Genomic DNA, 23,341 nt, shown 5'->3' with positions numbered 1-23,341 from the left:
CGATATTTCTGTTTTAGAGAAACCCTGGCCTGCGAACCTGGCAAAATTGCTTCTGAGAGCGCCCGCGATTGAGCGGAATCTATTGCAGAGTATATGCAGCAATGAATCAGATGGTGCATTAAACGATAGCGTGGTTAACGGTACATGATGCGCTGCCAATGTCTCTGGCGTAATAAGCGCGCTTATTGCGTCAGGCAACAAGATTGTTAAACCGGGAATCGAAGCGTTGTTATCAATCACGGTTTGGCGTAGCGCTGTATCATCGATACCGCTTAGCTCATTACTATGGCAAGAAATAGCGAATAATGCAGGATGAACTGTATTGGCTGCTAGCGGCACAAATTGGTGCCAGATCCCACCGGGAAAACGCACAGTAAACAAGCAATCAGCCGGAATGTTTACTAAATGCATATCATTGAAGAAAGCTGTGGGGCTGGCTGCTATTTGCTTGTCTGTTGCCACGGAGAAGCGCAATTGCGCACCACTGCTGCCTGAAATTGCGGTAAAAATGCGATGCCCGGCATGACGATGAAACGGATGCCCATTAGCGCCAACGGAAAATGAATATAAAGATGTAGCATCGCCTCTTTTGAAATCCGTTCCGCCAAGTTTGGCTGATGGTTCATCTAAATCATTAATATATGTCGTATGTGCGGCCTGACGGTTTTTGCTGGCTTGAATCAGCTGCGTGCCTGCACCGTGGCCTAATTGAGAAATCAGCACTACTTCGATCGGTAAGCGGTCCGCTGTAGCTGCGATAGAGGCCGTTGGAAAAGTACTAGTTATTACCATAGATGACACGGTATTGCTCCTTGCGTAACCAATTGCTGCACCGCACTGAATATAATGCACTGGTTTCTGTTATTACTTGCTGGTAGAATAATACACTATTAACTAATTAGTTAAATAATTTTATGGAAATAAATTATGTTTTTGAGGCGCTCGCCTCGACACCCAGGCGCAAAATTTTGTCGTACTTATCAGAGGCAAAACTGACTGCCGGTGAAATCGCTGAGCGTTTTGATATGAGTAAACCTGCATTGTCGAAGCATCTGAAGATCCTTGAGCAAGCAAAATTAATAACCAGTGAACGTAAAGGGCAGTTTATTGAATACAGCCTGGCGGACAAAAATATGTTGGCTAATTTGACAAATATGCTGGCAACCTTCTGTCCGGTAGGATGCGGGCTCAAGAAAGAAAGCGCGGCAAAAGCAAAACAGCAAAAAGAAGCTATGCCTGCGCGTGACAATCCAACCGAATCAGAATAAACCGATGTTTACTCTGTTTTCAGCTGTTGTTGCTCTACTATCATGTCCAGGATCCAGCGCCGGTCCGGCGCATCAGCCGGCGGGTTTGCAACTGGCATCTCTTTAATGCGTAAGCGATACGCCACGCCCGGCTGCGGCGTAAAGCCTTCAATTTCGCCATAGTGCAGCTGCCAGGCATCCTCAGGTGTGTCGCGTACCTGCAGGCATTGCATCGGCGCTATGCCGACACAGCTTTTGCGCTCAGGCGCAACATAGATCAAGCGCGTGGTTGCATTACTCAGATCGGGCTGTGCGCTAAATCGATACTCAGTGTCATCTTTGCGCAATACCAACATCTTATTGTCATAACTCAGCGCCGGTCCGCTTTGCAAAAAACTGTGAAACGCCTGTTCGCGTTGCATCGCGTCTTCCTGACACGCCATCATAGTGCCGGCCAGTTGAGAAACCACCAGCTTGCCCTCATCTACCGTAAAGTTACCCATGGCGCGGTTGCAGCCGGTAAAGCCGGACAGCCGACCCTGGTCAAACTGCAGGCTGAATGGTTTTTCATTCTGTGCTGCGTTTAGCTGCAGATACTGGCCTGTTGGTGTGTCTTGTTGCTGGCAAGCAGTTAACACTGTAATAGTGCTGAGTAACGCTGCTGTGGCGTAAGTGCGGGGGTTGCGCATAAAAAGCTCCTGATAGCTGATAACCGGCGGCAATAGTGCCAGAGTATAGCTAAGCGCTGGCTGAACAGCGCTAAAAAGATGTTATTTGAATCAATTAAAGCGATTAAAGTAATTTGTTTTATTCGTTTTGACAATTGAGTGCAGCACGGTACACTGGCTGCAGTTGAAACATAACCTATGAACTAACCTAAAGGAGCAAGACTATGTCTTCTATTATCAACACTAAAATTAAACCATTTAAAGCTACTGCTTTTCATCAGGGTAAGTTTGTTCCTGTTTCTGACCAGGATTTAGCTGGCAAATGGTCAGTAGTCGTATTTTACCCGGCTGACTTCACTTTCGTATGCCCTACAGAATTAGGCGACCTGGCTGATTTCTATTCTAAGTTCCAGGAAATCGGTGTTGAAGTATACTCAGTATCTACTGACACTCACTTCACCCATAAAGCCTGGCACGATGCGTCTGAAACCATCAAGAAAATCAACTACCCGATGATCGGTGACCCAACAGGTACTATCACACGCAACTTCGGTGTAATGATTGAAGAAGAAGGTTTAGCCCTGCGTGGTACTTTCGTGATTAACCCTGAAGGCGAAATCAAAGTTGCTGAAATTCACGACTTAGGTATCGGCCGCTCAGCAGCAGAACTGTTCCGTAAAGTACAGGCTGCACAGTATGTTGCTAACCACGACGGCGAAGTATGTCCGGCGAAATGGACTCCGGGCGAAGCCACTCTGGCACCGTCACTGGACCTGGTTGGTAAAATCTAACTCTGATGCAAACTGCAGGCAACTGCAGTGCCGGAAGCTGGAAACAGCTCCTCTGTTAAGAAGCTGTTTCCAGCTTCCCCACTGCCAACAAACTTGTTTGCACGGGCTGGTTTACCCCAGCCCGACCTTTGCGGCTGACTTTTTTTGCACTATCTGAATTACATATACCGGAGCCATTATGTTAGATACTAACCTGAAGCAACAATTAAAAACCTATCTGCAGAACCTGAAAACGCAGGTTGAACTGGTGGTATCTTTAGACGATAGCGCCAAAGCTGCTGAAGTAAACGCCCTGGCAAGCGACATTGCCGAATTATCTGATTTAGTGTCATTGCGCCGCGATGACAACGCCCTGACACGCAAGCCGGCGATGCTGGTGCGTTCAGTTGCCAACGACACCCACATTACTTTTGCCGGTGTGCCGCTGGGCCATGAATTTACCTCCTTGGTGCTGGCGTTGCTGCACTCAGGCGGTCACCCGATTAAAGTGGAAGCCGATACTATTGAGCAAATCCGCCAGTTACAGGGCAGCTTTGCCTTTGAGACCTATGTGTCGTTAAGCTGCCAAACCTGTCCGGAAGTCGTGCAAGCGCTAAATATTATGTCGGCGATTAACCCGGGCATTACCAACGTGATGATCGACGGTGCCATGTTCCAGCAGGAAGTAGCTGACAAAAACATTATGGCCGTGCCATCAGTGTACTTAAACGGCGAGCTGTTTTCCCAGGGCGCTATTACGCTGGAAAAAATCATCCAAAAACTGGATGTGAATGCTGAAAAACGCCAGGCCGAAGCACTGAAAAACAAAGCTGACTTTGATGTACTGGTAGTGGGCGGTGGCCCGGCCGGTGCAGCAGCTTCTATCTACGCTGCCCGTAAAGGCTTAAACACCGGTATCGTCGCCGAGCGTTTTGGTGGCCAGGTAGCTGATACCGTCGGTATCGAGAACTTTATTTCGGTGCAGTACACCGAGGGGCCAAAGCTGGTGAACAGCCTGGAAGCCCATGTGCGTGAATATAATGTCGATATTATGAACAACCAGCGCGCTGTGGCACTGCGTAAAGACGGCAAGGTACAGCTGGAGCTGCAAAACGGCGCTGTGCTAAACAGCAAAACTCTGATTCTAAGCCCGGGTGCGCGCTGGAGAGAAATGAACGTGCCGGGCGAGCAGGAATACCGCGGCAAGGGCGTAGCGTACTGCCCGCACTGTGATGGCCCGTTGTTTAAAGGCAAAAAAGTCGCCGTAATTGGCGGCGGTAACTCCGGCATTGAAGCCGCTATCGACTTAGCCGGTATTGTTGAGCATGTTACCGTGCTGGAATTCGCTGCTGAGCTGCGCGCAGATGCGGTACTGGTGAAAAAAGCCAAATCGATGGGCAACATTAACATTATTACCGAAGCACAAAGCACTGAAGTCACCGGTGACGGCAACAAAGTGAACGGCATTAACTATACCGACCGTAAAACCGGTGCGGCGCATCATATTGAACTGGCCGGCATCTTTGTGCAGATAGGTTTAGTGCCGAACACCGAGTGGTTACGTGGTGCGGTGGAATTATCGCCACGCGGTGAGATTATTGTTGATGAGCGCGGCCAAACGTCGTTACCTGGTGTATTTGCTGCCGGTGATGCCACTACGGCACCGTACAAGCAAATTATTATCGCCATGGGTTCAGGCGCCAATGCTGCCCTGGGTGCCTTCGATTATATGATCCGCCAGTAAGCGGATAACGTAACAGTTTAGCTTCACTCTCTCTGTAGCTTTAACGGCAACTTCGGTTGCCGTTTTTTTTGTGTCCGGTTTTACCTCTGCTTATTACAATTCCACTTATTACGATCTTTGCATTAATTCCTTTTAGTTATATCTGAGCGTAATTAACTATTTTATAAAAGCCATACGGACGGCTATTCTGCACGCTGTATACTCACTTTAAGTGAGCATGGTTAAAGCGCAGGAGCTGGTGTGCAGTATTTACCCTTATTTGTAAAGTTAACCGATAAACCGGTGCTGATTGTCGGCGGCGGTTCGGTGGCGCTGCGCAAAGCCGGTACCTTATTAAGCGCCGGCGCAAAATTAACGGTAGTGGCGCCGGAGTTTGCCGCTGAGTTTGTGCAGTGGCAGCAGGGTGGCCAGGCGGAACTGATCAAAGGCTACTTTGAGCCGGCTTTGCTGGATGGCAAATTGCTGGTAATTGCCGCAACCGACCATGAAGATGTTAATGCGGCAGTATATGACGCCGCTACAGCGCGCAATATGCTGGTGAATACGGTGGACGATCAGCCCAAATGCGGCTTTATCTTTCCGTCGATTATCGACCGTAGCCCGATATTAATTGCCATCTCCAGCTTTGGTACTGCGCCGGTGTTGGCGCGGCGCTTACGCGAAAAACTTGAAGCCTTGTTGCCACAGCATTTAGGGCCATTGGCAGAATTAGTCGGCCGCTTTCGGCATAAGGTTAAAGCCAAAATCAGTGGTTTTGCCGCACGGCGGCAGTTTTGGGAAAAAGTATTTGATTCAGACGTAGTGCGCGATGTGCAGACCAATCAACTACCGCAGGCAGAGCAGCGTTTGCTGCAATTGCTGGATCAGCCGCAGCAACAAGCCGGTGAAGTCTATGTGGTGGGCGCAGGCCCGGGTGACCCGGAGCTGCTGACGTTAAAAGCCCTGCAGTTAATGCAGCAAGCTGATGTGGTAGTGTACGATTACCTGGTGTCAGCGCAGATTATGGAATTGGTGCGCCGCGATGCAGAGCGCATTTGCGTCGGTAAAAAAGCCGGCGACCACTCGGTGCCGCAGCAGGATACCAACCAGCTGCTGATTGATTTAGCTCTGGCCGGCAAGAAAGTTTGCCGCTTAAAAGGCGGTGACCCGTTTATTTTTGGCCGCGGCGGCGAAGAAATTCAGGCGCTATTGCCGCACAAGATTGCCTTTCAGGTGGTGCCCGGTGTGACGGCCGCCGCCGGCTGTGCTGCTTATGCCGGTATACCGCTAACGCATCGCGACCATGCGCAAAGTGTGCAGTTTGTTACCGGCCATTGCCGTAAAGACGGCACCGAGCCGGACTGGCACAGCATGAGTAAAGCTAACCAGACGCTGGTAATTTATATGGGTCTGATGAAAGCCGGCCATATTCAGCAACAGCTGCTGGCTGCAGGGCGCAGTGGTTCGGTACCGGTGGCCATTATTGAAAACGGTACCCGGCCGGAGCAGCGCATTGTTAGCGGCACCCTGGCGCAACTGGCCGATTTGGTAGAACAGCAACACATCAGCTCACCGGCGCTGCTGGTAATAGGTGAAGTGGTAGCACTACAACAAGATTTACATTGGTTTGGTCAGCGGCCGCAAGCGGCGGTATTTGGCCAAACTCTTACGCGGATGGAATGAGGATTAACAGATGTCTGAATTAGCCGGTGCGTTGTCGCACTTACAGCAACTGGAAGCGGAAAGCATCCATATATTCCGTGAGGTAGCGGCCGAGTTTAAAAAGCCGGTAATGCTGTATTCGATTGGTAAAGACTCGTCGGTACTGCTGCATCTGGCGCGCAAAGCCTTTGCGCCGGGCAAGATCCCGTTTCCGCTGTTGCATGTTGATACCGACTGGAAATTTCGCGAGATGATCGAGTTTCGCGATCGCTTAGCCAAAGAATACAACTTTGAGCTGCTGGTGCATAAAAACCCGGAAGGCTTAGCGATGAATATTAACCCCTTTATTCATGGCAGTGCCAAACACACCGACATTATGAAAACCCAGGGGTTAAAGCAGGCGCTGAATAAATACGGCTTTGATGCGGCCTTTGGTGGCGCACGGCGCGATGAGGAAAAATCCCGCGCTAAAGAGCGGGTGTATTCGTTTCGCGATAAGCACCACCGCTGGGACCCGAAGAACCAGCGGCCGGAGCTGTGGAATATTTATAACGGCGCCATTAATGAAGGCGAAAGCATCCGTGTATTCCCGCTGTCAAACTGGACCGAGCTGGATATCTGGTTGTATATCCTGCAGGAAAATATCGACATAGTGCCGCTGTACTTAGCCAAGCCACGCCCCGTTGTCGAGCGTAACGGCACGCTGATTATGGTAGATGACGAGCGTATGCCGTTGGAGCCGGGTGAAACACCGCAGTTAAAGTCGGTGCGTTTCAGAACCCTGGGCTGTTATCCGCTGACCGGTGCTATTGAATCCGGTGCCGACACGCTCGAAGGCATAGTGGAAGAGATGCTGCGCGCCCGCACGTCGGAGCGCCAGGGCCGCGTGATTGACCAGGATCAGTCCGGCATGGAATTGAAAAAACGTGAGGGGTACTTCTGATGTCTGTAGTTAATTTAACGCCGGTTACCTCGCTAAACGAGCAATTAAACCATTTGGGCATTCGCGGCTATTTGCAGCAGCATCAGGATAAAGGCTTGCTGCGGGTACTGACCTGCGGCAGTGTTGATGATGGCAAAAGTACCTTAATCGGCCGTCTTTTACACGACAGCCAACAGCTGTACGATGATCAGTTAGATGCACTAAAACGCGACCATAAAGGCCGCAACAGCGAAGGTGAGTTAGAGCTGGCGATGCTGGTTGACGGCTTACAGGCCGAGCGCGAGCAAGGTATTACCATTGACGTGGCCTATCGTTATTTTTCTACTACCGAGCGTAAGTTTATTCTGGCTGATACGCCCGGCCATGAGCAATACACCCGCAATATGGCCACAGGCGCTTCCACCTCTGATGTTGCCATTTTGCTTATTGACGCCCGCTACGGTGTACAAACGCAAACGCGGCGTCACAGCTTTATTTGCGCTTTGCTGGGCATTAAGCACTTAATTGTCGCCGTGAATAAAATGGATATCGTCGGTTACAGCGAGCACATTTATAACGCTATCGTCCAAGACGTGCAGGCACTGATGGCGCAATTGCAGGTGCCAACGGTGGATGTGGTACCGATTAGCGCGCTAAAAGGCGAGAATATTTTAACGCTGTCGGCCAATATGCCGTGGTACACCGGCACGGCATTGCTGCCGCGGCTGGAAACCCTGCCGATACCACAACGTGGTGGCGAAGCAACGCGTTTCCCGGTGCAATATGTTAACCGGCCGGATTTGGATTTTCGCGGTTTCGCCGGCACCCTGGTCAGCGGCCGTTTAGCGGTTGGGCAGGCGGTTACTGCCTGGCCGTCGGGTAAAAAAAGCACCATCAAGCAAATTGTCAGCTTTGCTGGCGAGCAGCCATCGGCAGTAGCCGGTGAAGCCATTACGCTAACGCTGAATGACGAAATCGATATCAGCCGCGGTGATTGGCTGGTACCGTCTGATGACAAGGTTAACCTGAGTAACCGCGCCCTAGCCTATGTGGTGTGGTTTAACGAGCAGCCACTGCAGGCCGGCCGCCTGTACGATTTAAAGCTGGCGACACGCAAAAGCAGTGTCAGCATTAACCGGCTGAACCATAAGGTTAATGTGAATACGCTGGCGCAGGAAGCGGCAGAGCAGGTAGCAATGAACGATATCGCGCTGGTAGAGCTGGAGCTAACTGAGACTTTGCCGCTGGATACCTTCAGAACCCAGCCCGGTACCGGTAACTTTATTCTGATCGACCGCTTAACCAATGCGACGGTGGCGGCCGGGTTAATTCAGAATGTGTTAGCTGAAGAAAAAGCCGCCAGTGGCGATATCAGTGCCTTTGAGCGCGAGCTGAATGCCTTGATCCGTAAACATTTCCCGCACTGGGGCGCGCGCGATGTGCGTGAGCTGTTTAACACCGACCTGATTAACACCGAACTGCTTAAGGCTGCGCAGTAATGCCGTATCAGCAGTATGGCGTAGTCGCACTGTTGCTGGCGCTGGTGGCGGGGCTGATTTTCAGCAAACGCTCACCGGCGCTGTGGTTTGGCGGCGCCTTGCTGGTTAGTTACCTGATTGGCTGGCTGCCGTTGGAAAGCGCATTGCAAAACTTCGCCAATCCGTCGCTGGTTACGCTGTTATTGCTGCTATTGGTATCGATTGGCATTGAAAAGTCGCAGCTGGTTAGCTGGCTCAGCCGCGGCTTTGCCGGTAAGCGCTTAAGCAGCGTTATTGCCAGGTTAAGCTTATCCAGCGCGCTGATGTCGGCCTTTATTAACAACACAGCAGTGGTGTCTACGCTGATGTCATCGCTCAGGCACCATAATCACTTTGCCGCCTCCAAGCTGCTGCTGCCGCTATCGTACAGCGCCATTCTTGGCGGTATGTTGACCTTAATCGGCACCTCCACCAACCTTATAGTCAACGGTTTTGTGGAGCAAAGCGGTGAGCCGCTGCTGGGGTTCTTCGACTTTACCATGCTGGGCGCCTTAGTGCTGGCCGCCGGTATAGTGGTGCTGGTAATTGGCAGCCACTGGCTGCCGGACAACAACAAAGACGCCGGCCAAACCACTCCCTATTATTTAACCGCCCATGTGCGCAGCGACAGCCAGCTGATTGGCAAAAGCGTAGAGCAAAACCAGCTGCGGGAGCTGCAGGCACTATTTTTGGCGGAAATTCAGCGCGGCCCCGAACGCATTTGCCCAGTAACGCCGGAAACGGTCATTGAAGCCGGTGATGAACTGCGTTTTGTCGGCGATTTGGACGCGGTATCGCGCTTGCAGCAATTTCCCGGTTTGGAATTGCTGCGCCAGGATCAGCAACAGGGCGAATTGCTTGAAGCGGTACTCAGTTACAGTTCCCGGCTGGTGGGCAAAAGCTTAAAGCAAATTCGTTTTCGCCATGAATACGATGCCGTGGTAATAGCGGTACGCCGCGGCCATGAACGCCTGCAGGGCGGCTTGGGCGACCTGGTGCTGCACGCCGGTGATGTATTAATTTTATCGGTGGGTAAGCATTTCCCCGGCCAGCATCAGCTTAGCCAGGAGTTTATTTACGTTAACGGTCTATCTATCTCTACGCCGTTGTCAAAAAATCGCAGCCATTGGGTGTTGCTCGGTTTTATCACTGCACTGGCGTTGTCGATTGCCGGTATAGCACCGCTGATTAAAAGCCTGCCAGTGCTGCTGCTGGCCTATGTTGCCGGTGGCGCGGTCAGTGTCAATGAAATTAAAAACCGCTTTCCGCTGGAATTGTGGTTAATTGTCGGCTCGGCTATCGGTTTGGCGCAGCTGATGATCCAAACCGGCGTAGCAGGCCAGATCGCTGATGGCCTGATAGCCCTGGTTGACGGTAGCGGCGCTTATGGTGCGCTGATCGCGGTGTTTATCGCCACCTGGTTGTTTACCGAGCTGGTAACCAATAATGCCGCCGCGGCGCTGACGTTTCCTATTGCCTATGCCATAGCGCAGAACCTTGGCGTTGACCCGGTGCCGTTTTTTATGGCAGTGGCCTTTGGTGCGTCGGCCAGCTTTATTTCGCCGTTTGGTTATCAAACCAACCTGATGGTGTATTCGGCCGGCAATTATCAGTTGCGCGACTATATTCGCCTCGGCGTTCCGATGGCGCTGGTATACAGTGCGGTAGTGTTGGTATTTCTACCGCTGATTTATCCGTTTTAAGTGATGACAAGCAATGACACATAACGATATTAAATGGCAACAGCACGATGTTAACGCCGCGCAGCGCGAAGCGTTATTTGGCCACCAAAGTGCGGTGATCTGGTTTACCGGTTTATCCGGCTCCGGCAAGTCCAGCGTGGCGAATGCGCTGGAGCAGGCTTTGGCCGCCCAAGGTAAACATACCTATTTGCTTGATGGCGACAATGTGCGCCATGGCTTATGTGCCGATTTAGGCTTTAGTGCTCAGGACAGAACCGAAAACCTGCGCCGCGTTGGCGCCGTGGCAGGGCTGATGGTGGACGCCGGCTTGTTGGTGCTGAGCGCCTTTATTTCGCCGTACCGCAATCAGCGCGAATTAGTAAAAAGCTTTATTCCGCCCGGCAAGTTTATTGAAGTGCATATCTCCACCCCGCTGGAAGTATGCGAGCAGCGCGATGTAAAAGGCTTGTACAAAAAAGCCCGCGCCGGCGAAATCAGCCACTTTACCGGTATTTCTGACCCGTACGAAGCGCCGGAGCACGCCGATTTAGTGCTGGACACTTCAGTAACGTCGCTGGAAGATAGTGTGCAGCAGTTGCTCGCGCTGTTAAAAGAACGGCAAATTATAAACTGATACCCGGACGCAGTGACAAGGTGTACTTTCGCAGCAGCGGCAGGGATGCCGCGCAGGCTGAGAGGGCACAGGGATGTGCTCCTTGAAGGCGGCGAAGAAAGTATTGCCTTGTCGCTGAGTTTACGTCTGAGCTGAAAGCTTCGACAGCTAACAGAATAAAAGGACATCCGCATGAATTATTTGCCCGCCATTATCGACATAGCAGAACAAGCTGGTCAGGCGATCCTGGCGGTATATCAGCAAGATAACGCCGCCTTTAATATCACCGGCAAGGCCGATGACTCACCGCTGACAGCAGCCGATTTAGCCGCGCACCAGCTGATTGTAAAAGCCTTAACTACGCTGACGCCCGAGCTGCCGATACTGTCAGAAGAAGCCGCCGATATCAGCTGGGACATCCGCCAAAACTGGCAGCGTTACTGGCTGGTAGACCCGCTGGATGGCACTAAAGAGTTTATTAAGCGCAACGGCGAGTTTACCGTCAATATCGCGCTGATTGACAATGGCGAGCCGGTGCTGGGCGTTATTCATGCGCCGGTGCTGGCGAAAACTTACTACGCCGCCAAAGGCGAAGGTGCCTTTGTTAAAACCGCCGGCGAGATCCGCGCCATTCAGGTGGCCAAGCGCGGTGATACTGTGCGGGTAGTGGGCAGCCGCAGCCACCCCAGCCCGGATCTGGCCGGTTACCTGGCGCAATTTACCCGACATGAAATGGTGCCGGTTGGCAGCTCATTAAAATTCTGTTTAGTGGCCGACGGCAGCGCCGATGTATACCCGCGTTTTGGCCCTACTATGCAGTGGGACACCGGCGCCGGGCATATTATCGCGCTGGAAGCCGGTGCTGCTGTCAGCTTCGACGGTATCGCCGATAAGGTGTATCAACGCGAAAACCTGCGCAATCCAAACTTTATGGTGTCAGCGCTTAAGCCATGAAACAGCACTGAGTTAGCGACGAAACCGGCAAATTTGGTTACACTAAACGTAATTACTACAGGTGGATTATGCGTTTAGATAAATTTATATGTGACTGCACCGGCTTAACCCGCAGTCAGGCCGGTAAAGTGATCCGGCAAAAATTAGTAACAATGAACGGCGAACTGGTAAAGCAAGCCGCGCTGCAGGTTAACAGCGGCGACGTAGTGTGCCTCGACGGTGAACAGCTGCAACTGATAGGCCTGCGCTACTTTATGTTGCACAAGCCGGATGGCTATATCTGCTCTACTGAAGACCCCGAGCACCCCACGGTATTTACCTTAATGGACGAGCCGTTAATTGAGCGGCTGCACACTGTCGGCCGGCTCGATTTAGACACCACCGGTTTAGTGCTTATAACTGATGACGGCCAATGGTCACACCGCATCAGCAGCCCCAAACATCACGTGGCCAAGACCTACCGCGTTTGGACCGCCGACCCCATCCCGGCTGAGGCGGTAGCGCAATTTGCTGAAGGTGTAATGCTGCGTAATGAAAAAAACGCTACTTTACCGGCTGAACTGGAAATTGTCAGCGAAAACGAGGCTTTGCTTACCATTCACGAAGGTCGTTACCATCAGGTAAAACGCATGTTTGCTGCCATTGGCAATAAGGTTGAGCGGCTGCACCGGGAAAAAATCGGCGGCCTGCAATTGCCGGACGATTTAGCTGAAGGCGAATACCGTGCATTGAGTGCTGAACAACTGTTATTGCTAAAAGGATAAAGCGATGCGTTTTTTGCTGAGTTGGCTGGTGTGTTTTTCTCTGGCAGTAGCGGCTGATACAGCCGAATGGCAGCAATATAAAACCGTTGGCGCAACCAGCGTTGAGTATCGTCACAATGCAGAGAAGCTGCTGGAAGTCAGGGCGCAAACCGAGGTTAATGCAACTACAGCAGCGTTCCTGCATCTGTTGGAAGATACCGCTAACATCAGTAAATGGGCGGCAAATACCGAAAAAGCGCAGCTGCTGGGCCAGCCGGATGCCAACACTCATATAGTACATACTTATTTTACGGCGATCTGGCCGGTGTCGAAGCGGGATATGGTGACACAATCGGTTTGGCAACAAGACGCCGACAGCGGTGTAGTGACAATGATTGTTACTGATATGGGCCAGCATTTTCCTGCGGTTAAAGGTTATGTACGTATGCAGCAGGTAGAGGGGCGTTGGACCTTAACGCCTCTGGCGGCTGGTCGCCTGAAGATCCAATATCAGGGCCAGGCAGATCCTGCCGGTAAGCTGCCGCACTTTATCGGCGATAAAGTGGCGCTAAAATCCGTTCTGAAAACATTTCAGCAGTTGCAGCAAGCACTGCCCGCCTATCAACGCCCTTAAACCGCTATTGCGCTATAGCATTTCGTTTCTTTTTTAACGATAATCTGCTGACTTTAATAACAAGAGAAAAACAAATGAAATTTCTGCATTATGTATTGGCGTTAATCTTATTAGTATCAGTTCCGGCGGTAACCGCTGCGCCGATTGAAAATATTACTGATGCCCCGATTGGGCATGAACTGAATATAGAGCAAATTAAAAAAGCTGTATTACTTGCAGGTTCCGGTCGTGGCTGGCAGATGAAAGAAACTACTGACGGCCAGATTGAAGCGGTACTGAACATCCGCAAACATCAGGCTATAGTGCGCATTGACTATAATCTGCATAGCTATTCTATTACCTATGTTGACTCAACCAACTTAAAAGCAAAGAACGGTCAGATCCATAAAAACTACAATAATTGGGTCAATAACCTGAACAACGATATTAAAAAATATCTGCAGCAATATGCCTATGCCGGCTAAAAAGTAAGGGGGCAGAAAGCCCCCTTAGCGATATCATCTGCAATACAGTTGCAAATCAGCTATGTTTCTTCAGCCACTTGGCAACGTCGTTACCCAAGGTGTTAACTGTGTGCTCCAGTACGGCACAGGAACCTTTAAAACCGCCGAAGAAGCCGCCATTAGAGTCTCGGGTGTAATCGGTGCTGTCCAGCAGCTTGCCGTCTTGATATAACTCGGCTTTGACAGAAGCGGATTTGCGGTGGCCGATAAAGGCGTTACCTGCACTGTACATACCGGTAATACTGACTTTAACCACCTTACCAGATTGGTCCGGTGTAACATCTGGATTTGCCAGTACTTTTAAACCCTGGTTATTGCCGTATTTCACTACTGCATCAGTCAGTTTAATAGTAACGCCGTGGCATTCTTCCCGCACATTGGTAGGAACCTGAGCATTGTCGGCAAAACCGCTGACACTATTTATCATAAAGCCGGTTTTAGTGGCGGCTTTATTTGTCCGTGCAGTCTCTTTTGCCACAACCGCAGCAGGCTTGGCGACAGTTGCTGTGGCCGCCGGAGTTGCCGTGTCGGTTGAGGTGCTGGCACAGCCAGCGAGTAGCAATGCTACTGCCAAAGGGGTTAACCGTTTCATTATTATTACTTCCTTTTTTGTTGTTTAGTTAAAACTTAACCAGGTCACCTTTTAATGCCACCCCGGCCATAATGGCTCCGGCGCCGCATTGAAACTCTGTTGCGCTGCTAAACTCGTTATTCTCGTAGTTTGAGCGGATATTAACTACCGCATCATAACCGCGTTTTATTGCTGCTTCCTGCAACACCTTCAGTGACGATAATAATACCCATTGGCAGGCTTCTGCGTCTGACTTACCGAAAGCATTGGTTTTACGGCTGGTAGTGACTTCACCCCAGGTAGCGGTAACTGCCGGGTGCTGCTGGCCAGTAAAATATACCGGCACTTTTAACAGTGCCTGGTTGGCCTTGTCAGTACCTATAATGCTATTTAATGGCAGTGTAAGTACGTCATTGCGAGCCTGTGCTGCACCACTGATTACAGCGGCACAAACAGCAACTAACATAAATTTGTTCTTCATCACGTTGTCCTTGTTGGTTAAAACTCAGTTTAATGTCAGCCCGGCGTCATACACTTCTGTGTAGTTTGCTTTAGCCAACCCAGCGTTTAAAAATCAGTGAGGTATTAATGCCGCCAAAGGCGAAGTTATTACTCATTACGTATTCTGTGCTCAGCTCGCGGCCGCTGTCACGGATATAATCCAGTTCGGCACAGGCGGGGTCAACTTCGGTCAGGTTCAGTGTCGGCGCATACCAGTTATCGCGCAGCATCATAATGCTGGCCCAACTTTCTATTGCACCACAGGCGCCAAGAGTATGGCCAAGATAGCTTTTTAATGAGCTGATCAGTTGCTGGCGGCCAAATACCCGCGCCGTAGCGTGGCTCTCGGCGATATCGCCGCGATCGGTGGCGGTGCCATGCGCATTCACATAACCGACCTGAACCGCATCCAGTTCGGCGTCAGCCAGTGCCAGCCGCATCGCTGTTTCCATGGTGGTATCGGTTGGCTGGGTAACGTGTACGCCGTCAGAGTTTGAACCAAAGCCTACCACCTCGGCGTAAATCGTCGCACCGCGTGCCAGTGCATGTTCTAACTCTTCCAGAATCAAGCTGCCGGCACCTTCGCCTATGACCAGGCCATCGCGCGCTTTGTCGAAGGGGCGTGGGGTAAGCTGTGGTGTGCTGTTTTTCGTGCTGGTGGCGTACAGGGTGTCAAATACAGCAGCTTCTGTGGCGCACAGCTCTTCCGCGCCACCGGCCACCATTAGCAGCTGCTTGCCGTATTTTATTGCTTCATAGGCATAGCCTATGCCTTGAGAGCCGGAGGTACAGGCAGAACTTGTGGTATAGACCCGGCCTTTAATGCCAAAAAATACGCCAATATTAACCGCAGTAGTGTGCGCCATCATTTGGATGTAGCTGGTGGCGGTTACGCCGGCCATCTCGCCACTACTCATCATCTGACCAAAAGCAATAATAGGTTCGGTGCTGCCGGTAGAAGAGCCATAAGCAATACCACAACGGCCGTCGGTTAATGCCGGATGTTGCAGCAAGCCGGCGTCAGTTAATGCCAGTTCGGTGGCGCGGGTAGCCATTAGCGATACCCGTCCCATAGAGCGGATAAGTTTTCTCGGATAATGTGCCGGCCGGACAAAATCCTGTACCGGAGCCGCCAGCCGGGTGCTCATACTACTGAACCTGTCCCAGTCCGGCATAGTGCAAACGGCATTGCGGCCCTGCTGCAGCGCTTGCTTAAACTGTGGCCAGTTATCACCCAACGCAGTAACGACAGACATGCCGGTAACAACAACTCTTTTCATCAAACTAAACCACCGTTTACCGAGATCACCTGGCGGGTAATATAGGCCGCCGGTTCGGAAAATAAAAATGCCACTGTAGCGGCTACTTCATCGGCCGTGCCGGCGCGGCGCAGCGGGATCATCTTCATTAATTCTTCGTTGGCCAGTTCCTGCACCATATCGGTATCTATCAGGCCCGGTGCGACACAATTTACCGTAATTTTGCGCTTGGCCAACTCCAGTGCCAGGGCTTTGGTGGCACCAATTAAACCGGCTTTGGATGCACTGTAGTTCACCTGGCCACGGTTGCCGGCAATACCGGATACCGAGGCGATAGTAACAATGCGGCCGCCGCTGCGCAGCTGGATCATCGGCATCACGGATGGATGCAGCACATTGTAAAAGCCATCCAGATTGGTATGAATAACGCTGTCCCAGTCGGCTTCGGTTAACGCCGGAAAAGCGCCGTCACGGGTAATGCCGGCGTTACATACTACGCCATAATAAGCACCCTGTGCAGCAATGTCCTGCTCAAGCGCTGCTTTGGCGGCGGCACGGTCGGCGACATCAAACTGCAGCAAATTGGCCTGGCGGCCAAGGTGTTGGATCTGGCTTACCACTGCATCGGCACTGGCCCTGTCGCTGCGGCAATGCACGGCAATGTCAAACCCGGCCTCTGCCAACTGCAGCGCTATGGCTTTACCGATACCACGGCCTGAGCCGGTGACTAATACTCTTCTCATTACGACTCCCTGAGCCAGGCCTGGTGATCATCAGGCTGGAATACATTCAATTTGGCTGACACCAGTAATTGCTGTTGTTGATAAATCTGGCAATCAAACACGCTAAGGCCTGATTGCTCCATCACCAGTTGCGTGGCGGTGATGGTTAGCTCTGCGCCGTGGGCAAAACCGCTGACTACCGGTACATACTTACGACAGCCCAATAAGAAACCAATGCGCACCTGGCCGCCACGGGCCAAGCGGTTAGCGCCGGCATAAGCGGCTATAGTTTGCGCCATATATTCCACACCGACATAGCTGGGTACAGCTTGTTGGCCGGCATCATAAAACGGGCTCTGCTCGTCAATGCGTACCGTGCACACGCCATGCTCATCGCCGGCTTCGATAAAGTCGCTCAACAGTATCATCGGTGCGGCGTGGGGTAGCACCTGTTCAATAGTGTAACCGGTTATCATGTTGTTTTACCTAGTATTAACGCTACATTATTGCCGCCAAACGCGAAAGAGTTCGACAAACAATATTGTACCGGCTGTTGTCGCCCGGCAGACACCAGGTTTAATGCCGGTAATGCCGGGTCGGCCTGGCCGTCCCAACAGTGCGGGATAAGATGCTGCCCGCTATTATAGTCAGACAGCAACAGCCAGCAAAGCGCGGCTTCAATGGCACCGGCAGCGCCCAGTGTATGGCCGGTCATGCCTTTGCTTGAACTGGCCGGCGTATCGGTTAAACCCAATGCGGCCAGGGCCTGGCTTTCCATGCTGTCATTTAACGGCGTGGCGGTGCCGTGCAGGTTAATATAACCCAACTGCTGCGCGCTGATGCCGGCAGTAGTCAGTGCCTGCTTAATGGCCTGCACCGCACCCTCGCCTTGCGGCTGGGGGGCCGACATATGGTGAGCGTCAGAGCTGGCGCCGGCGCCAGATAAGTTAATACCGGTGCCGTTTTTCTGTAGTAAAAATAACGCGGCGCCTTCACCGATATTAATGCCGTCACGCAGCCGGCTGAACGGTTGACAGTGGCCGGCAGCTGTTGACTCCAGCGCATGAAAGCCGTTGAGAGTAAGCCGGCACAAGGAATCGACACCGCCGACAATAACGGCATCGGCCAAGTCAGCTAACAGCAAAGTGCGGGCACTCATTAACGCCCGGGCACTGGAAGAACAAGCAGTAGATATGCTGTAGCAGGGGCCGTGCACGCCGGCCAGCCGGGCGATAAAATCGGCCGGTGCCTGCATTTCCTGCATGCTGTAATGGTAACCGGCCGGGTATTGTTGCTGCGCCATAAACTGTTGCATCGCCGCTTCACCTTCAGCAATACCGGAGGTGCTGGTACCGATAATTACCGCAATCCGCGCTGCACCCAGCTTAGTGCGGGCTATTTCTACTTCAGCTGCTATTTGCTGATAGGCCTGTGCGGCCAGTTGATTATTGCGTGTTTGCCACTGCGCCGGCCACTGGCTTAAATCCGGCAATACCGCATCCACCTGACCGACGATAACGGCGTCGCCGCTGCTGAGCAGATCCCGGCGCGGCTGCATACCTTCGCGGCTGCCGGCCACGGCATTCTGCCATACCTGCTGTTTTGAACTGCCCAGTGCACAGCACAGCCCCATTGCGGTTAACACTGTTGTGGTCATGGTAAAAAGTCCTGCTGTAACGTGGTGATCTGCAACTGATAAGCGCCGGCTTGCAGCACAATTTGTGCGCCTGCCTGCAATTGTGCCGCCTGCTGAATATGCAGTACAGTGCTGCCGTCACGCCGGCGTAACCAGCGCTGCGCGCCACTGTCTTGCAACGTCAGGCCTTTAAGCCTCGGTTGCAACAGGCTATGCGGCAGCAGCGCCAGTTGCATTTCAGCCAACAGGCGCTTGGCAAACTGTGGTTGATTAAACGGTGCTATGCCGGATACGCTAAGCTGATGGCCGCTGCGATAGTTCAGCCGCCACAGCTCCTGTCCCAGCGGGGAAACGGCTACTAACAGCATGCTGTCCGGCTGCAACAGCGCGCTCAGAACAAACTGTTGCTGCTGGTTGGCATCGCGCCATATCACCTGTTGCAGCAACTGCTGTGCCTCACCCGGCCAGCTGTCCAGCAATTGATAATATCCTTCGTCCAACGCCAGCCAACCGTTATCGGCAGGGGCACGCCATTGTTGGCAGCCGCTTAACAGCAGCAGCCAAAGCGCGACAATTATTCTGCGTCCAGACATACTTCCCTTAATACATTCAGCCGGCGCTCAGTCTCTGCTACATAAGGATTGTTCGTGTCCCAGGCATAACCGGCGAGAATGGCGCTGATCATCGCAGTAACGCCGCTATTACGCCGTTCGCTGAAAATCACATCCTGAAACCGGCCATCATACCAGGCCGTAACAAAAGTGCGGAAGGTATCTATACCTTTGCGCAGCGGTTTGCTGTATTCCTGCTGCCAGTCCGGTTGCTCACCGGCTAGTTCACGCAGTACTAACGGCACAGCGGTCGCGGCAGAGCGCAGCGCTATAGTGACACCGGACGAAAATACCGGGTCAAGGAACTCACCGGCGTTACCCAGCAGCGCAAATTTTTTGCCGTGTAAAGTACGGACATTGGCCGAATAACCGGTCAGGGTTTGCACTTCATTCAACGCAGTAGCGTTAGCCAGCAGGGCTGCCAGTTCCGGCGTTTGCTTCACATGGCGCCATAAATTCTCACCGGCCGGTAACGCCGGTTCAAACCGTTGTTGTTTACCTACCACGCCCAGGCTGCAGCTGCCGTCGCTAAACGGGATCAGCCAAAACCAGACATCCTGATAGTCAGAATGCACGGTGATCAGAATTTTGTTCCGGTCAAAGCGCGGATCGGTAATGCCATCGCGGATATGACAGAAGCAGGCCTGTCGTACCGGAAAATCCGACGGTACTTCCAAATCGAGTAAACGTGGCAGTACGCGGCCAAAACCGCTGGCATCCAGCAAGAAGGCTGCGCTCAACTGATAGTCTTCGCCCTTATCATCGCTGATTGCCAGTACTACCTCGTCGTTGGCGTTGTAACTAATGTCATTTACCGTTACGCCGTAGCGAATGTGCAGGCCTTGTTGCTCTGCTGCGTCGGCCAGTAGCTTATCAAAACCGGCACGTTTCACCTGAAAGGTGGTACCCGGGCCCGGACTGAATTTATCGGTAAAATCAAATGCAGTTCTGAAATCATGCTTTAAAAAAGCAGCACCGTTTTTAAACTGAAAGCCCTGGCTGGCAGCTTGCTGTTGCAATGCCGGCTCCAACCCTGCGGCGGCCAAAAACTCCATACAGTGTGGCAGCAGGCTTTCGCCAATACTGAAACGCGGGAAATGCTGCTTCTCAACACAAAGTACGCGCTTGCCGGCACGAGCCAGCATGGCGCCGGCGCAACTGCCGGCCGGGCCTGCACCAATAATGATAACATCAAAGTGTTCCACAGCTTTTGCTCTCCTTCACACTGACAACAGTTAACAGTGGCGCCAGCAACGCTGCCAACGCTACACCGGAAAATACCGTAAAACCAAAACCGGCCACCGCCGGAGTCTGGCTGAAACTTAGCAAACCAAAAGCGAGGCAGCTGGTCAACGCGGATAACATCACCGCTTGATACACTCCGGCCTTGTTTAACCCGGCTGTGAAAAACACGCCATAGTCCAGCGCCAGCGCCAATACCAGTAAGGCGGCCACCAGATTAAAAATATTCAGTTGTTGTTGCAGCAACTGGCTTAGCAGCAAGGCACCGCCTACCGCTATCACCAGCATCAGCGTAATGCCACAGGCCGCCGCTAAACCACGACGCCACAGCAGGATCAGCAGGGTGACCACCAGTGCCAGTAATAACCACTGGCTAAGCTGTTGTCGCAGTTGTGCCAGTACCTTATTGGTGTCGGCTATAGGGTCGAGCCAATAGACTTGCGGCATGGCCGTCAGTTCTGCCAGTGCCTGCTGTGGTACTGCCACACCGCTGAGCAAAATAACACCGGCGATCTGCTCTGACAGCGGCAGCATTTGTTGTAACAACGGAGAGGCAAAATTATCAGGCAGTAAGCGCTGTGTAATGGCCGGCGGCGGCTTAAGTTGTAACTGCGCCAGGTAATGCTGTACCGGCCCGCTTTGATAAGCCCGTTGCAGCTGTTGTTGCAACAAGTCTTGTTGCTGTTGCGCTGGCAATTGCTGTGACAAGGCTTGCCAGCCGCTTAGCCAGCCTTGCTGTTGCCACTGTTGCAACAGCGGCTGCAGCGCCGTCTCGCGCTGCAGTACTTGCTGCGCCGTGTCAGCTAACACCACAATAAACCGGCTGTCCCATTGCTGCTTACCTAAAGTGCGTACTTGCTGTTCTTCTGCCAGCAAGGCGGCGGGGCTTTGGTTAAACAGCCGCACATCATCGGCAAAACGCAATTGACTGAGCAACCCGGCCAGCAGCACCAGGCTAACCAGCGCGCTGCCCAGCACGATGTTGCGCGGCAATGCCGCATAAGCGTGGCTGATAGCGGCGCAACAGCGCAATACGCGCTGATTTACCTTAAGACTTTGTGGCGCGATGCAAAGCGGAAACAGCAGCCAGACACTGATAAAGGCAGCGATTAAGCCGGCACACATAAAAATTGCCACCTGGTTCAGTAGCGCAAACGGTAGCACGGTCAGCGTAAAGTAACCCAGCAAAGTAGTCAGCAGACCCAGCGCCAGGCTGGGCAACATGGCGCTGAAATAATGGCGGCCCTGATTTGCTGCCAGCATGCCGTGAAACGAGTAATCAATGGCGATGCCAATTAAGGTGGTGGCAAATACCAGCGCCAGGATGTGCGGTTGCGGTATCAGCCACAACACGGCGGCCAAGCCGCTTAATGTGGCAAAGCTCAGTACAGCTAACGCCAGCAGCAAGGGTTTAATGCTGGAAAAATTCAGCCACAGCAACAGCAATATGGCCAGTAGCGAAATAGTGCCGTAAAACTGCATTTCAAAGGCGGCGTTGTCGGCGGCATGCACGGCATGGAACAGCACACCGCTGCGGGCCAGCTGTAGCGCAGGCCACTGTTGTTGTAGTTGCTGTAGTTGTTGCTGCAACGCCAGGGCCAGTGCGCTGGCCGCACTGCGGTCAAATGGATCTATGCTGAGGTTGGCATACAGCAGTATTACCGGCTGGTCTGTGTTGCCGGCTGCGGTTTCAAACCAGGCCTGGCGTGGTTGCAGGGCGCTGATCTGCGGCTGCTGTTCAATAAATTGCTGGGTCAGCAGCAACGGGTCTTGTTGTAAGGCACCGTGCAACAGCGGAGCCGGGCCGAGCAAGCGTTGCCAGGCGGCATCAACCAACGCCTGATATTGGCCGCTCTGCAGTTGCTGCAGTGCCGCAGGGCTGGCCAGCAGCGCCTGGTGTTGCTGATATTGTTGCTGCAACTGGTGCAGCATCTTGCCCGGTTGCAGCCAGTGCAATTTATTGAGCGGCTGTTGTTGCAGTGCTGCAGCGGCGGCACGCAGTTCTGCCAGCGGCATACCGCTTAGCATCAGGCTCAGATGGCGGCTGCTTTGGTTTTGTTGCAATAATTGCTGCTGCCAAGGTGCGGCTGTGCCCGGCATGGCGGCGGTAATGTTGCTGTTCCAGGCTGTGCCGGGTAACTTAAGCAACAGATACAGCACCAGCAGCGCTGTTGTAAACAGCCACAGTGCCGGCGGTAGTTTAGCGCGCCAACTCACTGTGGCTCCTGCGTAGCTTGCAGGGTGATCCGCGTCAGATTGCCGTTTAGCTCCGTCAGTGTCAGGCTGTCGAGGCTTTGTTCACCACAGAGCGTAATTTGCTGAAACAACTGGTTTAGCGGCGCTTGCAGCGGTTGCAGCAGGGTACAGTTAGCGTCACCCTTGCTCAGCTCAAAATGGGCGGCGATAAAGCTGTGTTGCTGCTGCAGTACCGCCAACATCAGTTGGCCGACAAACTCACTGCCGGCTACGGCGACATACTGTTGTTGCTGCCACTGGCTGACGCCGGCGGCACTGATCAGCAGTTTGCTGTCTACCGGCGCAGTGGTATGCCACAGCAGAGTGCCGGCTTCCAACTGCAGATAACCGCTGCTGCGCAGTGGTAATGGTAACCCCTGCAGTTGCTTAAGCTGGACAAACTCTGTCCGGCCACTGAGCGGCGTAAAGCGCAATAAGTCATCATTGTCGGCGGCTGCCGCTATGGCGCACAGCAGCAAGCCCGGCAGCAGGCATAACCATACCGCTAAACGCTTCATGGTTTGGCATACCCCAGTTTGTCGAACAACACCGCCGGTGATTCAAAGCACATTTGCATGTTGCTGATATCAATAGCAACCTGAATGGTTGACGCCTTGGTCAGCTTTTTACCACTTTCAACATCCGTGATCAGATAGTCAATGCGTAAGCGGTTTTCCCATTCTTTCAGCCTGGCCTGAACCTTAATTTTACGGGCAAACAGCGCAGAGCCAACATACTTTACCGACAAGTCGACAATCGGCCACATATAGCCGGAGGCCTGCATCTCCAGGTAATCGTAGTTAAAACTGCGCAGCAGCTCACAACGGGCCACTTCCAGATATTTAACATAGTTACCATGCCAAACCACCTGCATGGCATCAACATCAAAAAAAGGTACATCAATAATCACTTCTGCCGTTTTCATC

Annotated in this window: 25 protein-coding genes; 12 read left to right on the top strand and 13 right to left on the bottom strand. The window is 52.5% G+C overall.

Features of this window, described 5'->3' with window-relative positions:
- On the bottom strand, window positions 1–801 hold an 801-nt coding region (locus tag ACTZWV_RS19295), incomplete at its 3' end, for a hypothetical protein (protein WP_444788119.1).
- Window positions 802–914: 113 nt separating this feature from the next.
- Between ACTZWV_RS19295 and ACTZWV_RS19290 the strand changes: the two genes are divergently transcribed.
- Complete coding sequence (locus tag ACTZWV_RS19290) at window positions 915–1,268, top strand: metalloregulator ArsR/SmtB family transcription factor (protein ID WP_444788118.1); 354 nt, start codon at window positions 915–917, stop codon at window positions 1,266–1,268.
- Window positions 1,269–1,276: 8 nt separating this feature from the next.
- Here ACTZWV_RS19290 and ACTZWV_RS19285 read toward each other — a convergent pair whose 3' ends face one another.
- Window positions 1,277–1,936: a DUF4377 domain-containing protein gene (locus ACTZWV_RS19285; RefSeq protein WP_444788117.1), complete on the bottom strand. Its 660-nt coding sequence runs from the start codon at window positions 1,934–1,936 to the stop codon at window positions 1,277–1,279.
- Between the two features lie 203 nt (window positions 1,937–2,139).
- Here ACTZWV_RS19285 and ahpC point away from each other — a divergent pair, with 203 nt between their 5' ends.
- The 11 genes from ahpC to ACTZWV_RS19230 all read left to right on the top strand — a co-directional run bounded on the left by ahpC (window position 2,140) and on the right by ACTZWV_RS19230 (window position 13,599).
- Window positions 2,140–2,706: an alkyl hydroperoxide reductase subunit C gene (ahpC, locus tag ACTZWV_RS19280; RefSeq protein WP_444788116.1), complete on the top strand. Its 567-nt coding sequence runs from the start codon at window positions 2,140–2,142 to the stop codon at window positions 2,704–2,706.
- Between the two features lie 178 nt (window positions 2,707–2,884).
- Entirely contained in the window at window positions 2,885–4,429 is a 1,545-nt protein-coding gene (ahpF, locus tag ACTZWV_RS19275; RefSeq protein WP_444788115.1) for an alkyl hydroperoxide reductase subunit F, read from the top strand.
- Between the two features lie 240 nt (window positions 4,430–4,669).
- The gene (cysG, locus tag ACTZWV_RS19270; RefSeq protein ID WP_444788114.1) at window positions 4,670–6,091 is read left to right on the top strand and encodes a siroheme synthase CysG; all 1,422 of its coding nucleotides are present in this window, start codon (window positions 4,670–4,672) and stop codon (window positions 6,089–6,091) included.
- A 10-nt stretch (window positions 6,092–6,101) separates the two neighbouring features.
- Window positions 6,102–7,013, top strand: coding sequence for a sulfate adenylyltransferase subunit CysD (cysD, locus tag ACTZWV_RS19265; RefSeq protein ID WP_444788113.1), 912 nt, complete (start codon window positions 6,102–6,104; stop codon window positions 7,011–7,013).
- Window positions 7,013–8,491, top strand: a complete 1,479-nt coding sequence (gene cysN / locus ACTZWV_RS19260) for a sulfate adenylyltransferase subunit CysN (RefSeq protein WP_444788112.1) — start codon at window positions 7,013–7,015, stop codon at window positions 8,489–8,491. The genes cysD and cysN overlap by 1 nt, the downstream gene beginning before the upstream one ends.
- Window positions 8,491–10,212, top strand: coding sequence for an SLC13 family permease (locus ACTZWV_RS19255; RefSeq protein WP_444788111.1), 1,722 nt, complete (start codon window positions 8,491–8,493; stop codon window positions 10,210–10,212). The genes cysN and ACTZWV_RS19255 overlap by 1 nt, the downstream gene beginning before the upstream one ends.
- A gap of 13 nt (window positions 10,213–10,225) precedes the next feature.
- The gene (cysC, locus tag ACTZWV_RS19250) at window positions 10,226–10,825 is read left to right on the top strand and encodes an adenylyl-sulfate kinase (protein WP_444788110.1); all 600 of its coding nucleotides are present in this window, start codon (window positions 10,226–10,228) and stop codon (window positions 10,823–10,825) included.
- 171 nt (window positions 10,826–10,996) lie between these two features.
- Entirely contained in the window at window positions 10,997–11,758 is a 762-nt protein-coding gene (gene cysQ / locus ACTZWV_RS19245; protein WP_444788109.1) for a 3'(2'),5'-bisphosphate nucleotidase CysQ, read from the top strand.
- 68 nt (window positions 11,759–11,826) lie between these two features.
- Entirely contained in the window at window positions 11,827–12,522 is a 696-nt protein-coding gene (gene rsuA, locus ACTZWV_RS19240) for a 16S rRNA pseudouridine(516) synthase RsuA (protein ID WP_444788108.1), read from the top strand.
- 4 nt (window positions 12,523–12,526) lie between these two features.
- Window positions 12,527–13,135 carry an START domain-containing protein gene (locus ACTZWV_RS19235; protein ID WP_444788107.1) on the top strand — a complete coding sequence of 203 codons (609 nt, stop codon included), beginning with the start codon at window positions 12,527–12,529 and terminating at the stop codon, window positions 13,133–13,135.
- A gap of 74 nt (window positions 13,136–13,209) precedes the next feature.
- A complete protein-coding gene (locus ACTZWV_RS19230) occupies window positions 13,210–13,599 on the top strand; it encodes a hypothetical protein (RefSeq protein ID WP_444788106.1) in 390 nt (129 codons plus the stop codon).
- Window positions 13,600–13,654: 55 nt separating this feature from the next.
- Here the strand turns inward: ACTZWV_RS19230 and ACTZWV_RS19225 are convergent, their stop codons facing one another.
- From ACTZWV_RS19225 to ACTZWV_RS19175, 11 genes are all read right to left on the bottom strand, one after another.
- A complete protein-coding gene (locus tag ACTZWV_RS19225; protein WP_444788105.1) occupies window positions 13,655–14,230 on the bottom strand; it encodes a hypothetical protein in 576 nt (191 codons plus the stop codon).
- A 28-nt stretch (window positions 14,231–14,258) separates the two neighbouring features.
- Window positions 14,259–14,690 (bottom strand): excinuclease ABC subunit A, encoded by a 432-nt coding sequence (locus tag ACTZWV_RS19220; protein ID WP_444788104.1) that lies wholly within the window; start codon window positions 14,688–14,690, stop codon window positions 14,259–14,261.
- Between the two features lie 70 nt (window positions 14,691–14,760).
- Complete coding sequence (locus ACTZWV_RS19215) at window positions 14,761–15,990, bottom strand: beta-ketoacyl-ACP synthase (protein ID WP_444788103.1); 1,230 nt, start codon at window positions 15,988–15,990, stop codon at window positions 14,761–14,763.
- Complete coding sequence (locus ACTZWV_RS19210) at window positions 15,990–16,712, bottom strand: 3-ketoacyl-ACP reductase FabG2 (protein WP_444788102.1); 723 nt, start codon at window positions 16,710–16,712, stop codon at window positions 15,990–15,992. The genes ACTZWV_RS19215 and ACTZWV_RS19210 overlap by 1 nt, the downstream gene beginning before the upstream one ends.
- Window positions 16,712–17,167 (bottom strand): ApeP family dehydratase, encoded by a 456-nt coding sequence (locus ACTZWV_RS19205; RefSeq protein WP_444788101.1) that lies wholly within the window; start codon window positions 17,165–17,167, stop codon window positions 16,712–16,714. The genes ACTZWV_RS19210 and ACTZWV_RS19205 overlap by 1 nt, the downstream gene beginning before the upstream one ends.
- Entirely contained in the window at window positions 17,164–18,348 is a 1,185-nt protein-coding gene (locus ACTZWV_RS19200; protein WP_444788100.1) for a beta-ketoacyl-[acyl-carrier-protein] synthase family protein, read from the bottom strand. The genes ACTZWV_RS19205 and ACTZWV_RS19200 overlap by 4 nt, the downstream gene beginning before the upstream one ends.
- The gene (locus tag ACTZWV_RS19195; RefSeq protein WP_444788099.1) at window positions 18,345–18,920 is read right to left on the bottom strand and encodes a DUF3261 domain-containing protein; all 576 of its coding nucleotides are present in this window, start codon (window positions 18,918–18,920) and stop codon (window positions 18,345–18,347) included. The genes ACTZWV_RS19200 and ACTZWV_RS19195 overlap by 4 nt, the downstream gene beginning before the upstream one ends.
- A complete protein-coding gene (locus ACTZWV_RS19190) occupies window positions 18,902–20,143 on the bottom strand; it encodes an NAD(P)/FAD-dependent oxidoreductase (protein WP_444788098.1) in 1,242 nt (413 codons plus the stop codon). The genes ACTZWV_RS19195 and ACTZWV_RS19190 overlap by 19 nt, the downstream gene beginning before the upstream one ends.
- The gene (locus tag ACTZWV_RS19185; RefSeq protein ID WP_444788097.1) at window positions 20,130–22,397 is read right to left on the bottom strand and encodes a hypothetical protein; all 2,268 of its coding nucleotides are present in this window, start codon (window positions 22,395–22,397) and stop codon (window positions 20,130–20,132) included. The genes ACTZWV_RS19190 and ACTZWV_RS19185 overlap by 14 nt, the downstream gene beginning before the upstream one ends.
- A complete protein-coding gene (locus ACTZWV_RS19180; protein ID WP_444788096.1) occupies window positions 22,394–22,933 on the bottom strand; it encodes an outer membrane lipoprotein carrier protein LolA in 540 nt (179 codons plus the stop codon). Before ACTZWV_RS19180 ends, ACTZWV_RS19185 begins: the two co-directional genes overlap by 4 nt.
- Window positions 22,930–23,340: an acyl-CoA thioesterase gene (locus ACTZWV_RS19175; protein ID WP_444788095.1), complete on the bottom strand. Its 411-nt coding sequence runs from the start codon at window positions 23,338–23,340 to the stop codon at window positions 22,930–22,932. Before ACTZWV_RS19175 ends, ACTZWV_RS19180 begins: the two co-directional genes overlap by 4 nt.
- Window position 23,341 lies beyond the last annotated feature (1 nt).

Origin of the sequence: Rheinheimera sp. NSM, assembly GCF_052380015.1 — a bacterium.
Lineage (GTDB): Bacteria > Pseudomonadota > Gammaproteobacteria > Enterobacterales > Alteromonadaceae > Alishewanella.
Note: the sequence above shows the minus strand (reverse complement) of the source record. Positions and strands in the feature narration are given on the sequence as shown.

Excerpts from the sequence above, each read along its gene's own strand:
- ACTZWV_RS19290 (WP_444788118.1), top strand. The coding sequence starts at position 915 with ATGGAAATAAATTATGTTTTTGAGGCGCTCGCCTCGACACCCAGGCGC.
- ACTZWV_RS19285 (WP_444788117.1), bottom strand. The coding sequence starts at position 1,936 with ATGCGCAACCCCCGCACTTACGCCACAGCAGCGTTACTCAGCACTATT.
- ahpC (WP_444788116.1), top strand. The coding sequence starts at position 2,140 with ATGTCTTCTATTATCAACACTAAAATTAAACCATTTAAAGCTACTGCT.
- ahpF (WP_444788115.1), top strand. The coding sequence starts at position 2,885 with ATGTTAGATACTAACCTGAAGCAACAATTAAAAACCTATCTGCAGAAC.
- cysD (WP_444788113.1), top strand. The coding sequence starts at position 6,102 with ATGTCTGAATTAGCCGGTGCGTTGTCGCACTTACAGCAACTGGAAGCG.
- cysN (WP_444788112.1), top strand. The coding sequence starts at position 7,013 with ATGTCTGTAGTTAATTTAACGCCGGTTACCTCGCTAAACGAGCAATTA.
- ACTZWV_RS19255 (WP_444788111.1), top strand. The coding sequence starts at position 8,491 with ATGCCGTATCAGCAGTATGGCGTAGTCGCACTGTTGCTGGCGCTGGTG.
- cysC (WP_444788110.1), top strand. The coding sequence starts at position 10,226 with ATGACACATAACGATATTAAATGGCAACAGCACGATGTTAACGCCGCG.
- cysQ (WP_444788109.1), top strand. The coding sequence starts at position 10,997 with ATGAATTATTTGCCCGCCATTATCGACATAGCAGAACAAGCTGGTCAG.
- rsuA (WP_444788108.1), top strand. The coding sequence starts at position 11,827 with ATGCGTTTAGATAAATTTATATGTGACTGCACCGGCTTAACCCGCAGT.
- ACTZWV_RS19235 (WP_444788107.1), top strand. The coding sequence starts at position 12,527 with ATGCGTTTTTTGCTGAGTTGGCTGGTGTGTTTTTCTCTGGCAGTAGCG.
- ACTZWV_RS19230 (WP_444788106.1), top strand. The coding sequence starts at position 13,210 with ATGAAATTTCTGCATTATGTATTGGCGTTAATCTTATTAGTATCAGTT.
- ACTZWV_RS19225 (WP_444788105.1), bottom strand. The coding sequence starts at position 14,230 with ATGAAACGGTTAACCCCTTTGGCAGTAGCATTGCTACTCGCTGGCTGT.
- ACTZWV_RS19220 (WP_444788104.1), bottom strand. The coding sequence starts at position 14,690 with ATGAAGAACAAATTTATGTTAGTTGCTGTTTGTGCCGCTGTAATCAGT.
- ACTZWV_RS19215 (WP_444788103.1), bottom strand. The coding sequence starts at position 15,990 with ATGAAAAGAGTTGTTGTTACCGGCATGTCTGTCGTTACTGCGTTGGGT.
- ACTZWV_RS19210 (WP_444788102.1), bottom strand. The coding sequence starts at position 16,712 with ATGAGAAGAGTATTAGTCACCGGCTCAGGCCGTGGTATCGGTAAAGCC.
- ACTZWV_RS19205 (WP_444788101.1), bottom strand. The coding sequence starts at position 17,167 with ATGATAACCGGTTACACTATTGAACAGGTGCTACCCCACGCCGCACCG.
- ACTZWV_RS19200 (WP_444788100.1), bottom strand. The coding sequence starts at position 18,348 with ATGACCACAACAGTGTTAACCGCAATGGGGCTGTGCTGTGCACTGGGC.
- ACTZWV_RS19195 (WP_444788099.1), bottom strand. The coding sequence starts at position 18,920 with ATGTCTGGACGCAGAATAATTGTCGCGCTTTGGCTGCTGCTGTTAAGC.
- ACTZWV_RS19180 (WP_444788096.1), bottom strand. The coding sequence starts at position 22,933 with ATGAAGCGTTTAGCGGTATGGTTATGCCTGCTGCCGGGCTTGCTGCTG.
- ACTZWV_RS19175 (WP_444788095.1), bottom strand. The coding sequence starts at position 23,340 with ATGAAAACGGCAGAAGTGATTATTGATGTACCTTTTTTTGATGTTGAT.